Origin of the sequence: Pseudoalteromonas sp. BSi20311 (assembly GCF_000239875.1) — a bacterium.
Taxonomy (GTDB): Bacteria; Pseudomonadota; Gammaproteobacteria; order Enterobacterales; family Alteromonadaceae; genus Pseudoalteromonas.
Genome location: NZ_BADU01000153.1, coordinates 105,661 through 117,069, shown reverse-complemented (window position 1 = coordinate 117,069; position 11,409 = coordinate 105,661). Strand labels below are relative to the sequence as shown.

The window sequence follows — 11,409 nt, the reverse complement described above, 5'->3', positions numbered from 1 at the left end:
GCATTTTCGTTTCTGTCTGAGTCTCCCCTGACAGCGGCGTGAATAATACGAACCAGCCCCTGCTTCGTCAAGGGCTTTTTTGTTTTTTTACAGGTTTTTTAGTCATCTGACATCGAAAGGTTTAAAATTCCACCTGATTTGTCATTTTTTGAGCTACTTTCTGAATCATCTGATTTTTGCTGCTCGGCTTTTTTTGACTCAACGGCTTTCTTTTTCTTTAAAAAAGTTAAATTCAATTTAAGTTTTAATGGTTTGTTCTGCACAAAAACACGAATACATAGCCAACCTATAAATAAAATGGCTAAATTTCCACCAACAATTAAACTAACCATTAATCCCGTGGCCATTACTTTTGGTTTTACAACTGGCACAGGAATACTTTCTGGTTCGGTGACACTGGCAACTGGAATTTCTGCAATCACTTCTATCGGTCTTTCTATTTCAAATAAATAGGTTGGCAATGTGGCCATAAACTCTCGGTCATTAATTGTTGAGCCAAAAACAGAGATTTCGATGTTGTATCGTCCCCAACCATAATCTTGTAAAGCCAACTCTCTCGCTGTGGTGCTGTTACTATCTAAGTAAAATACCTGTTCTTCACCATTGGGATAATAAATTTTACCTTGCATGATCACCGTTTCAGCTTTTAAAAGCTTATCATCAATATTGATGGTAATGCGATGATCGTCACCCTCTTCGGTTGCTTCAACGGAGGTGAAGCTAAAGGGCGGCTCATGTACAACAATAGCATCTTGAACCACCCGTCTCTCTAATACGTCGGTGGTAATGTAAAGCTCAGGACGCCATTCGCCGGGTGTAAAATTTAAAGTAAACTCACCGGTAAACACACCATCTTTGGCACGCTCATCAAAGCCATAGCCATCATCTTTAAATTCGGTTACTTGTTGTATGCCTGCACCAAAGTTTTCAAAGTTCTCATTATTGGTGCTCACAAAGCTCACATTAAGCGAGACCGCATCTTTAAATAGGTTGGCACGAATCGGCTCGCCATCATTTAAAATCTCACCGGTTATTTTTACAGTTTCACCCTGAAAAAGAATTTTAGGCAGTGGTTCAACTTTAAGTGATAACTCACCAATAACAACAATGCGGCTCTCTGCCATTATTTGGCCAATAACTTGCCACGGCCCTGGCATGGGATTGCGAATAACCACTAAGTCATAATTTAATTCATCGTACCAATCAAGGCTGGTGTTTCTCACCGCATTAATAGCAAAGTATTTAGTGCCATCGGGTCTTACTAAAATAACGGCAGGCGATCCTGGGCGTCTAAAGAATATTAATTTTATTTCATCAATTTTGTCATCAACACGAAAACGGTTATCCAGTAACGGGATTTCATTTTGTTTACCGCTGCCTTTTAACTCTTCAACTTGCTTTACGCTGTGTGCATCGGGGTGGAAACACACGGCAATTAAAAGCAGTGAAACTACTAATAGCGTTTTCATAATAATGCCCTATTCAGCGCGCCATAAACAATGGCCGCCCTCCTTTTGTACAATGTCTAAACGCGTTTGATGTGCGCTTTGCTCTGCATCGCTAGCTGCTATAACTACCAGAGGCGCCCTGTCGCTACTTAGGCGTCTAATACCGCCTTTTTGATCTTCACTTGAGTCATCTTTGTTTTGATTTAGGTTTAGCTTTACTTGCCCCCCGGTCATTGCCAGGTAAACATCGGCTAAAATTTCAGAATCCAGTAAGGCGCCGTGTAACGTCCGCTTAGTGTTATCAACATCGTAGCGGCGACAAAGTGCATCTAGGTTGTTCTTTTGCCCTGGATGCAAGTCACGCGCCATTTTAAGGGTATCAAGCACGCCACAAAAACTATGGGTGTTTTGATAGCCTTGGTTTAATAACGCAAATTCATTATCCATATGGCCAATATCGAACGGCGCATTATGAATAACTAACTCAGCCCCTTTAATATAGTCAAAAAACTCTTGAGCAATATCACGATAAAGCGGTTTATCGCGTAAAAATTCATTAGTAATACCGTGAACATCGATTGCTTCTTCTTCAATGCTGCGCTGCGGATTAATGTAAACGTGAAAATTATTGCCGGTTAACCGACGATTCATAAGCTCCACACAGCCGATCTCAATGATACGGTGCCCTTGTTTAGGGTCGATGCCGGTGGTTTCTGTATCTAAAACTATTTGTCTGCGTGCCATATCGAATTAAGCCTGACTCTGGTATCTTTCTATAATCACTTTATTGTACATAATATCAAGGTAAAACAGTGCAAAAAACCGTAGAGATTTACACCGATGGTTCGTGTTTAGGTAATCCAGGCCCCGGTGGTTATGGTATTTTTATGATTTATGAAGCCCATGAAAAAAAATTAAGCCAAGGCTACAAGCTTACAACCAACAACCGTATGGAAATGCTGGCAGCCATTGTGGCGCTGGAATCCCTTAACCGTTCTTGCCCTGTAACCCTAACTACCGATAGCCAATATGTTAAGCAGGGTATTGAGTCATGGATCACCAATTGGAAAAAACGCGGTTGGCAAACCTCGGCCAAAAAGCCGGTTAAGAATGTCGATTTATGGAAACGTCTCGACAAAGCCTGTGCCGAGCACGACGTTACCTGGAAATGGGTAAAAGGCCACAGTGGCCATAAATATAACGAAATTGTTGACGACCTTGCTCGTGATGCAGCCAGCGGCAGCGACTTACTCGATGATGAAGGTTATCAACCGTAACCAATAGGTTCTAATTACTTTTTGTTTTGCTGATAATGCTGTTTTGAGGTCTGCCTAAGCCCTACCCCTTTTATTGGCGCAAATTGTGGACGAGCATGCCACTTAGGTTTTATTGGCGTAAGTGGCGCAACACGCTTTCGAGCCACCAGCAAATACACACTGCCCATAGGTTTTAAATATTGCTTGGTAAAGCTGCGCCAAAATGCAAACCGCGATAAGCGATTACCCCGTGCCAACGACGAATATATAAAACGCTCATCGGCCACAATTTCAAATCCAAGTAAATTTAGCCAATCTTTAACTCGTGCCGGGGTGAAAAAGCGCCCTGTCCACGGTAATTTTTGACGGCTAAATGGCAACAATTGCGCTAACCCACAAAAGCTAAACGGATTAAAACCCGTAATGGCAATATAACCGCCTGGAATAAGGGTTCGATGCGCCTCACGTAATATATGATGCGGATCTGAGTGATACTCTAAACAATGGCTCATAATACAGGCATCTATACTGTGCTCATAAAAAGGCAGTTCGTCTATATCGGCCACTACTCCAGTGTATGGGCCAGGCTCTGCAACGCATACTTGATGCTTAATAGAGCTTTTGCTGGTATCGAGTTCAGCACTTAAGTTACCCAATTTAAGCATATGATAGCCAAACATACGCGGTAACCACGGCGATAATTTGCGTTCTATATCACAACGTAAATAATCACCATGCGGAAACTGCTGCCATGACAACGGTTTGGGGCCTTCTTGAAAACTAAGGGCTGGTTTCATTATATAAGCTCGTTATAATATTAATTAAATACCACTTTATAGAGCAACGATACATGGTGCAAGTCAAAGCAATTAAAGCCTTTTCTGATAACTACATTTGGTGCTTAACCACCGAGCAGAATAACCAAGCGTGGGTGATTGACCCAGGACAATCAGCGCCAGTTTTAGAGCATTTAGCACAGCATAACTTAACCCTTGGCGGTATTTTAATTACCCATCATCATTATGATCATACCGATGGTGTAGCTCAATTAGTAAAGCAGTACCCAAACATTGCAGTTTATGGCCCTAGTAATAGCCCATTTGAGGGAATAACAACGCCTTTAAATGAAGGTGACACAATTAGCGTATTAAGTATTCCATTTGAGATTATAGCAACACCAGGGCACACTCTAGACCATATTTGCTATATTAATGATGAACTGGCCTTTACTGGCGACACCCTGTTTAGTGGCGGTTGTGGGCGCTTATTTGAAGGCAGTCCAGAGCAAATGTGGCACTCATTTAATAAGTTGCGTGCGCTGCCAAGTGATTGCAAAGTATATTGCACCCACGAGTACACCCAAGCAAACTTGGCCTTTGCAAAAGCGGTTGAGCCACGAAACCCTGAATTACTCGCTTACAGCGAGCAAGTAGAAAAGTTGCGTAAAGACGATGAAATAAGCTTGCCAAGCACCATAGGCCAAGAGCTGAAAATAAACCCATTTATGCGTAGCAATTTACCCAATATTACAGAGTCATTACCAAAAGAATATTGTTTAGTTACAAAAAACAATGAACCTTGGGAAAACTTTGCTAGTCTGAGAAAGTTCAAAGACAATTTTTAAATTAAGGTCTGTTCGACCTTTTAAGGCTAAACAGGCTCTAGCAACAACAATAATAAAACGATTAGTTAATAAACAATAAGTTAACATTTTCTAATCATATTTGTTTGGAACTTTTAACGCTCATAAGTGGCAATGTTTACTCATTATGGGTAGTATTCGCCGAGTTTTTTACCCTATGTATTGGTATTTATGAATAAATCTCCTCTTTTATTGGTCTTAGCGATGACGCTAAGCGGTTGTCAAACACTGACAACGTTAAACACAGATTCACAAGATCAAGCCCAAAACCAGCTTGAAGGCGCTAGCCCAAATGATATTAGCACTGCATTAATGATGAATGCGCAATATCAACAAGTAAACGACATCGAAGAAGAAGCCCCCGTGTTTGACGATGTTTGGGAGCGTATTCGTTACCAATTATCTATAGATATTCCACAAAACCGCCCTGTGGTCGCTGAACGAAATTATTATGCACGTCATCAGGCTTACCTAGATCGTATTTCTAAACGTGCTGAGCCGTATTTACATTTTATTGTTGAAGAAATTGAAAAGCGTGAAATGCCTATCGAAATTGCACTTTTACCCATTGTAGAAAGTGCGTTCGACCCTTATGGCTATTCGCACCGAACTGCATCGGGTATTTGGCAATTTATGCCTGCAACTGGTGAGCGTTTCGATTTAAAACAAAACTGGTGGTATGACGGTCGTCGCGATATTGTTCAATCTACTCGCGCAGCGCTTGATTATCTTTCGTACTTGCACAAAACCCTTGAAGGTGATTGGCTAAACGCAATTGCCGCCTATAACTCAGGTGAAGGCCGCTTGCTGCGAGCGATTAAAAAGAATCGTAAAAAGCATTTACCTACCGATTTTTGGTCGCTAGATTTGCCTCGTGAAACCACCGCCTACGTGCCTAAATTATTGGCCTTGGCTGATTTGCTCAAACGTGCAGATGATTTTAATGTGTCGTGGAAGCCTATTATTAACGCGCAAGTGGTTGAAGTGGTTAATATTGAGTCACAAATAGATTTAGCATTGGCTGCGGATATGGCCGACATGACCCTCACCGAGCTATATCGATTAAACCCAGGATTTAACCGCTGGGCAACCGATCCTGATGGCCCACACTTTTTATTACTTCCTACCGATAAAGTAGAGCAATTCACTGAAAAGCTCACCGCCACAGCGGTTAAAAACCGTCTTCGCTGGCAGCAATATAAGGTAAAACGTGGCGATAGCTTGTCGGTGATTGCAGATAAATTTACCACTAGTATCAGCGCGATTAAGTCATTAAATAAGCTTAACTCAAACGTAATTCGTGTGGGTCAACAAATTTTAGTACCACTCACTGATGGTAAAATTAACAGTGAACATTTGCCTCAGCAAGTACGTGCGGCCGCTAATAAAAGTTTACGCACTAAACTTTCTCATACAGTAAAAAGTGGCGATACCCTTTGGGATATTAGCCGCGAATACGATGTAACTATGAGTGAATTAGCTAAGTGGAATAAGCTGAAGAAAAATGCAGTACTGCGCTTAAATCAAAAGTTGGTTGTTTATAAGTCAGCGAACCAGCCTAAAGAATCGGCGAATAACACTAATCGTACTATTACCTACAAAGTACGCCGAGGTGATTCTTTAGCGCGTATTGCGTCTAAGTTTAATTTAACAGTGAGCGATATTATTAAATGGAATAACCTTGCTGGGCAAAAATACTTACAGCCAGGACAAAAGCTTAAATTAAAAGTAGATGTAAGAAGTAGCTGATCCCTATTGTAATAAGCTGTTAAATAAAAAAGAGCGCATGCGCTCTTTTTTTGTGCCTGCTATAAACCTTAGCTTACAATGCCTAAAGGCTGTGCTGTTTGCCATGCACCGCGAGTAAAGTCGGGAATATCAATTGAGCGGCTACGCTCACTCACAGACAGTGCTGATAACGGTGAAATAACCGACCATGCTGCGCCATCGTAAACGTCCTGATCCAGCGGCTCGCCATTTCTTAGGCAATAAATCATTCGCCAAAACATTAAAAAATCCATGCCACCGTGGCCGCCATTACGCTGCGCTTCTTCACCCATTTTAATCCATAGGGGATGGTCGTACTGCTCATACCATGCGCTCATATCATAATCCCATTCATGAAAACTTGTTGATCCGCCATTTTCAAGTGCAATACGATTAGGGAAACCGGCAAACACACCATTCGTGCCTTGGATTAAGTTATGTCGAGAGTATGGCCGAGGGGTTGTTGTATCGTGCTGTACCATAATACTGCGCCCCTTGAGAGTTTTAATCAGTGTCGTGTTCATATCACCGGCAATATAATTAAGCTGATTACGGGAATGATCCGCTGCAAATTCGCGTTGTGCATACGCGCTTCTACCCAGCGAAGGAGAGCTCATTGAGGTTAAAAAATCAAACCTATCGCCACGATTTATATTCATATATTGCGATACCGGCCCTAATCCATGCGTAGGATATAAGTTACCATCACGTTTTGCATGCCATTGCGTTCGCCATGAGCCTGTTTTGTGCTCAAGCTCTTTCATTTGCCAACGAAGCTCATGAATATAGGCCGCTTCGCCATGTAACAGCTCCCCAAATACACCTTGGCGCACCATGTTTAATACCATTAACTCGTCGCGACCGTAATTCACATTTTCCATCATCATGCAATTTTTTTGAGTACGTTCGGCGGTATCTACAATCTGCCACATTTCGTCAACAGTCAGTGCCAGGGGCACTTCAACAAAAGCATGTTTTGCGCTGTTCATAGTATCGATAGCCATAGGTGCATGCCATGCCCAAGGAGTAGAAATAATGACTATATCTATGTCTTGTCGTTCAAGCATTTGTTGATAGGCGTGCTCACTGCCAGTATATAACGCCGGCTTAGCTACCCCTTTATCAACTAAATAATTAGCAGCTCGCTCTAGCACCTCAGTGTGCGTGTCACAAATAGCGACTATTTGCGTACCTTCTATATGACTCATACGCTTTACATGTCCATAACCGCGCTGACCCACACCAATAAAGCCCACTCTAACCACATCCATTTTGGGCGCGACTAAACCAATAACGCTGCGCCCTTGCTATTTTGGTGCGCTTGCATTAGCACTGCGACTTGATGCACAACCACTCACTACACCTGCAGCTGCGGCAACACTGGCTGCTTTTAAAAAGTCTCGACGATTAAATTGCTTCATTGCTTTATCCCTTTTGTTATTGTTTTAACTTACCTAAAGGCGATGAACGGGTAAATAGGTGAAGAGGTAAGCGACATAAAAATAAGGTTAAAAGAGATAAAAATTCGCATTTACCGGTTACTTGGGGTTATAGTCGAAAAAAATTATTATTTTAAGTAGTTATGTCTTATATAAAAATCACTGCACTTTTTTTAGCTATTGCACTAACGGGTTGCTCTGAGCCTACAACGCCAGCTTCATCTCTTGAAAACACCCCTGGTGTTAGTTTAAATAATCTTAAACAGCATATTAAAACCTTAGCGTCAGATGACTTTGAAGGACGCGGCCCGCTTACCTTAGGTGAAGTTAAAACCGTTGGCTATTTAAGTGAGCAATACCAAGCAATGGGGTTGTCTGGCGCGTATCAAGGGAAGTATTTACAGCCAGTTAAAATGGCCATGCTAACTGCAGATCAAAACATGCAATTAACTATGGGGAAGCTTAGCTTTATTGCAGGTAAAGACTTCACCGCCCGTACAAAGCAGTTACAGCCGATTATTGATGTCCGCAATAGCGATATTGTATTTGTTGGTTATGGGATTAACGCGCCAGAATATAACTGGAACGACTATGCCAATGTTGATGTAACCGATAAAACCGTTATTGTGCTGGTGAACGATCCGGGCTTTGCCACCCAAGACGATACACTATTTACAGGTAATGCCATGACCTACTATGGCCGCTGGACTTATAAATATGAAGAAGCCGCGCGCCAAGGTGCAAAAGCGGTATTTATTGTTCATGAAACAGCCCCAGCCGCATACCCTTGGGGCGTGGTTGAAAGCTCAAACACGGGCACCAAGTATAGCTTGATGGACAACAACCTTAATGCATCTGAACTGCCGGTTATGGGCTGGTTAACACTTAATGCGGCTGAACAAGTATTCGCATCGGCAAACTTAAATTATCAACAATTAAAGCAACACGCATTAAGTCAGCAATTTCAAGCCAAAGAATTGAACTTAAAGGCGAACCTTGCATTTAAAAATGAAGTGTCACACGCTAAATCACATAATGTGATTGCACAAATTACAGGCAGTGAAACCCCTGACGAATACGTTATTATTAGTGCTCATTGGGATCATTTTGGTACTAAACAAACCGACAACGGGCCTAAAATTTATAATGGCGCGGTCGATAATGCTTCGGGCACCGCAGCAACGCTTGAAATAGCTCGCATTATGAGCAAAATGCATCAGCAAAAGCCGTTTAAGCGCTCAATCCTGTTTGCTAACTTTACTGCCGAAGAAACAGGTCTAATTGGCTCAGAAGAATTTGCCAATGGGAATATAATTGCCACCAAAAAAATGGTCGGATTATTAAATATCGATGGTATGAACGTACTCGATGAAACCGATTATATTTTGCAATATGGTAGCAACCTATCCGAAATGGAGTATTACTTAGCAAACGTGGCTAAAGCACAAGGACGCGTGGTAAAAATGGATCCTCGCCCACAAAATGGATTGTTTTTTAGATCAGATCATTTTTCACTCGCTAAACAAGGCGTGCCAAGTTTACTGTTTATGAGCTTAGGCGATACCGACCCTGACTACATCAGTCATAAATACCATAAGGAAGCCGACGACTATTCAGATACATGGTCATTAGCTGGTGCAAAACAGGATATCGAGCTGGTTATAGATATAGCTAGTCAACTTGCCAATAATCGCGATTGGCCTAAGTGGATAAATGAATCTGACTTTAAAGCCAAACGTTTAGAAGATAAGTAAATAAAAAAGCAGCCGAGAAATTATTCGGCTGCTTTTATCTGTATCGTTAAAGATTGTGCATGTTTGTTACTGAACTTTAGCAAATTCTTGCTTAGATAATTCACCATTACCGTCAGTATCTAAGTCATCAAATAATTTAGCTAATTGTGAATTAGCTTGTACTTCAGACTGGCTGATCACGCCATCACCATCTGTATCGAATGAATCAAAATCAACCGCAGCAAAAGCGGCAGAAGACGAAGCAAGTGCAATTAAAGCAAGCGTTTTAGTAAATGTTTTCATAATAAATCCTTAGCTTAATAAAAAAGTGGGTAAGAAATCCTTTTCAAAGATCCTTAGGGAATTATAAAGTTAGTATGCTGAAAATTCGTCTTTAGAAAGTTCACCATTGCCATCACCATCCAGCTCTGCAAACTGCTCCATAAGTTCGGCTGCAACCGATGCTTCCGCTTGGCTAATTGTGCCACTGCCATCTACATCAAGGGTTTCAAAGTCTGTGCTGGCAAATACTGCAGATGAAGAAGCAAGTGCCATAAGTACAAGAGTCGACTGTAATTTTTTCATAATATTAATCCTTCAAAGTATGCAATGTTTGGGTATAAATTAATTGACTCAACGCTATAACCGTACGTCCTAGCAATTCTCTTTCATAGGCTCCCTTGCCTATTTAGGTTGTCTTTGGCAACTCAGAATAAGTAATAGCGTTGAGTATTGGCCTTTTAAGCCTTAGAAAATTCTGCTTTAGAAAGCTCGCCGTTTTTATCCGTATCAAGCTCTGTAAACTTGCTCATAAGTGAGGCATCTACTGATGCTTCAGCTTGGCTTATTGCGCCATTACCATCTACATCCAGTGTGTCAAAATCTGTTGCAGCAAACGCCGCAGATGAAGAAGCAATAGCCATTAATACCAGTGTTGATTTAAATGTTGTCATAACGTAATTCCTTCATTGGGTTGTAAAGTTAAGCGTTAAGCTTAAGCACTTTTTGCTAAATACAGCTTAGGTATAACAACTTCAATGCCATGTTTATTTTTTAATTTATAAACAACAAGTTAAAAATAAAAATGTGATTTTTACTTAAAAACGCCTCGCATTTTGTTGCTCTTTTGCAACAGCTACTTTTAACTAAAAAGATACCCTTTAAAATTCAATAAGTTAAATAATCTAAAAAAGACACATCTATCATTAATAAAGCACAAAACAACCAGACTGAGCCGCTACAGGGATAAATCGCAACTGAACAAATTAAAAACGCGTAATTAAACAGGTTAAGTTAAATAGGTAACAAATTGAAAATAAACAACTTAAATGAATTTTTAGAAACATATAAATTTATTTTTTAACGGGGAAGGAAAAAATAAGGATTTGTCGCCGTATGGCGAATAAAGACTAAAAACAGGGAATAAACTGCGCGCGGGATACTAATTTGATATCACTCATGCCCATTTATTTGGGCATGAGTATAAGGGGTCACTTCCAGCCTTGACGCCATCTTTGTTCATCTTTTAAATCGCGCCACTGAATAGGATATTGATTTTTTGACATCACCGCCTCAGTGATACATTCAATCACATTACCGTCTTCATCAAATTCGACCTCAACAATAATAAAGTGCTTTTCTTTATTAATGGCTGGAATGGCAGTCCACTTGCTATTGAGCAGTTTTTTAGGATTTAATTTATTCATACTACACCTTTTATATTTTCTGCTTGAGCATACGCATCAGAGACACGTTTAGTTTTATCACGAAACCAATAACTTACCTTTATACATTTGCATTTGGCAATGAAAGGCATATTCGCCGGCATCAAGCGCAGGTATCTCAATAGGTGCATTTTCACCCATGCTTAGCGTTTCACTGAGTTCAAGGGTGGGGAAAATCACTGTTTCAGCGCAAGGAGAACTGTCTTGTCGATTAAAGCTCAGAGTCAGAGGCGTATTCGCTGCCACCTTAATATACGCTGGTGAATACACGCCGTTACTCACCGTAATGGTTATTTGATTGCTATCACTGTTTACTTTATTTGGCTCATACCACCAAAACCAATAAATAATAGCGACAATAAGTAAAACGCCTAATAAATTAATTAATAACATAATGAAG

12 protein-coding genes and 1 pseudogene are annotated in these 11,409 nt (G+C 40.8%); 4 read left to right on the top strand and 9 right to left on the bottom strand.

Annotated elements, in window-relative coordinates:
• Positions 1-98: 98 nt before the first annotated feature.
• Both P20311_RS15480 and dnaQ read right to left on the bottom strand, forming a co-directional pair.
• A complete protein-coding gene (locus tag P20311_RS15480) occupies positions 99-1,469 on the bottom strand; it encodes a TIGR03503 family protein (protein WP_008114598.1) in 1,371 nt (456 codons plus the stop codon).
• A 9-nt stretch (positions 1,470-1,478) separates the two neighbouring features.
• Entirely contained in the window at positions 1,479-2,192 is a 714-nt protein-coding gene (gene dnaQ, locus P20311_RS15475) for a DNA polymerase III subunit epsilon (RefSeq protein ID WP_008114597.1), read from the bottom strand.
• Positions 2,193-2,260: 68 nt separating this feature from the next.
• On the opposite strand from dnaQ, the gene rnhA reads away from it, so the two are divergent.
• Positions 2,261-2,725 (top strand): ribonuclease HI, encoded by a 465-nt coding sequence (rnhA, locus tag P20311_RS15470; protein WP_008114594.1) that lies wholly within the window; start codon positions 2,261-2,263, stop codon positions 2,723-2,725.
• 14 nt (positions 2,726-2,739) lie between these two features.
• Here rnhA and P20311_RS15465 read toward each other — a convergent pair whose 3' ends face one another.
• Positions 2,740-3,501, bottom strand: coding sequence for a class I SAM-dependent methyltransferase (locus tag P20311_RS15465; protein WP_008114592.1), 762 nt, complete (start codon positions 3,499-3,501; stop codon positions 2,740-2,742).
• A 53-nt stretch (positions 3,502-3,554) separates the two neighbouring features.
• Between P20311_RS15465 and gloB the strand changes: the two genes are divergently transcribed.
• Positions 3,555-4,328: a hydroxyacylglutathione hydrolase gene (gene gloB / locus P20311_RS15460; protein WP_008114590.1), complete on the top strand. Its 774-nt coding sequence runs from the start codon at positions 3,555-3,557 to the stop codon at positions 4,326-4,328.
• Between the two features lie 189 nt (positions 4,329-4,517).
• A complete protein-coding gene (locus P20311_RS15455) occupies positions 4,518-6,095 on the top strand; it encodes a LysM peptidoglycan-binding domain-containing protein (RefSeq protein WP_008114588.1) in 1,578 nt (525 codons plus the stop codon).
• Positions 6,096-6,163: 68 nt separating this feature from the next.
• Here P20311_RS15455 and P20311_RS15450 read toward each other — a convergent pair.
• Positions 6,164-7,534: pseudogene (locus tag P20311_RS15450) on the bottom strand (Gfo/Idh/MocA family protein).
• A 161-nt stretch (positions 7,535-7,695) separates the two neighbouring features.
• Here P20311_RS15450 and P20311_RS15445 point away from each other — a divergent pair.
• A complete protein-coding gene (locus tag P20311_RS15445) occupies positions 7,696-9,306 on the top strand; it encodes a M28 family metallopeptidase (protein ID WP_008114581.1) in 1,611 nt (536 codons plus the stop codon).
• A 66-nt stretch (positions 9,307-9,372) separates the two neighbouring features.
• Here P20311_RS15445 and P20311_RS15440 read toward each other — a convergent pair whose 3' ends face one another.
• The 5 genes from P20311_RS15440 to P20311_RS15420 form a co-directional block, all read right to left on the bottom strand.
• A complete protein-coding gene (locus P20311_RS15440; RefSeq protein WP_008114579.1) occupies positions 9,373-9,588 on the bottom strand; it encodes an EF-hand domain-containing protein in 216 nt (71 codons plus the stop codon).
• A 69-nt stretch (positions 9,589-9,657) separates the two neighbouring features.
• Complete coding sequence (locus P20311_RS15435) at positions 9,658-9,870, bottom strand: calmodulin (protein ID WP_008114577.1); 213 nt, start codon at positions 9,868-9,870, stop codon at positions 9,658-9,660.
• A gap of 155 nt (positions 9,871-10,025) precedes the next feature.
• The gene (locus P20311_RS15430) at positions 10,026-10,238 is read right to left on the bottom strand and encodes a calmodulin (RefSeq protein ID WP_008114574.1); all 213 of its coding nucleotides are present in this window, start codon (positions 10,236-10,238) and stop codon (positions 10,026-10,028) included.
• 537 nt (positions 10,239-10,775) lie between these two features.
• On the bottom strand, positions 10,776-10,991 hold the full coding sequence (locus P20311_RS15425; RefSeq protein ID WP_008114572.1) for a TIGR02450 family Trp-rich protein: 216 nt from the start codon (positions 10,989-10,991) through the stop codon (positions 10,776-10,778).
• 57 nt (positions 10,992-11,048) lie between these two features.
• Entirely contained in the window at positions 11,049-11,402 is a 354-nt protein-coding gene (locus P20311_RS15420; RefSeq protein ID WP_008114570.1) for a cupredoxin domain-containing protein, read from the bottom strand.
• Positions 11,403-11,409: the final 7 nt, after the last annotated feature.

Bases quoted from the DNA above. Each gene is read 5' to 3' on its own strand.
- P20311_RS15455 (WP_008114588.1), top strand. From the start codon at position 4,518: ATGAATAAATCTCCTCTTTTATTGGTCTTAGCGATGACGCTAAGCGGT.
- P20311_RS15480 (WP_008114598.1), bottom strand. From the start codon at position 1,469: ATGAAAACGCTATTAGTAGTTTCACTGCTTTTAATTGCCGTGTGTTTC.
- P20311_RS15430 (WP_008114574.1), bottom strand. From the start codon at position 10,238: ATGACAACATTTAAATCAACACTGGTATTAATGGCTATTGCTTCTTCA.
- P20311_RS15425 (WP_008114572.1), bottom strand. From the start codon at position 10,991: ATGAATAAATTAAATCCTAAAAAACTGCTCAATAGCAAGTGGACTGCC.
- gloB (WP_008114590.1), top strand. From the start codon at position 3,555: ATGGTGCAAGTCAAAGCAATTAAAGCCTTTTCTGATAACTACATTTGG.
- P20311_RS15445 (WP_008114581.1), top strand. From the start codon at position 7,696: ATGTCTTATATAAAAATCACTGCACTTTTTTTAGCTATTGCACTAACG.
- P20311_RS15420 (WP_008114570.1), bottom strand. From the start codon at position 11,402: ATGTTATTAATTAATTTATTAGGCGTTTTACTTATTGTCGCTATTATT.
- dnaQ (WP_008114597.1), bottom strand. From the start codon at position 2,192: ATGGCACGCAGACAAATAGTTTTAGATACAGAAACCACCGGCATCGAC.
- P20311_RS15465 (WP_008114592.1), bottom strand. From the start codon at position 3,501: ATGAAACCAGCCCTTAGTTTTCAAGAAGGCCCCAAACCGTTGTCATGG.
- P20311_RS15435 (WP_008114577.1), bottom strand. From the start codon at position 9,870: ATGAAAAAATTACAGTCGACTCTTGTACTTATGGCACTTGCTTCTTCA.
- P20311_RS15440 (WP_008114579.1), bottom strand. From the start codon at position 9,588: ATGAAAACATTTACTAAAACGCTTGCTTTAATTGCACTTGCTTCGTCT.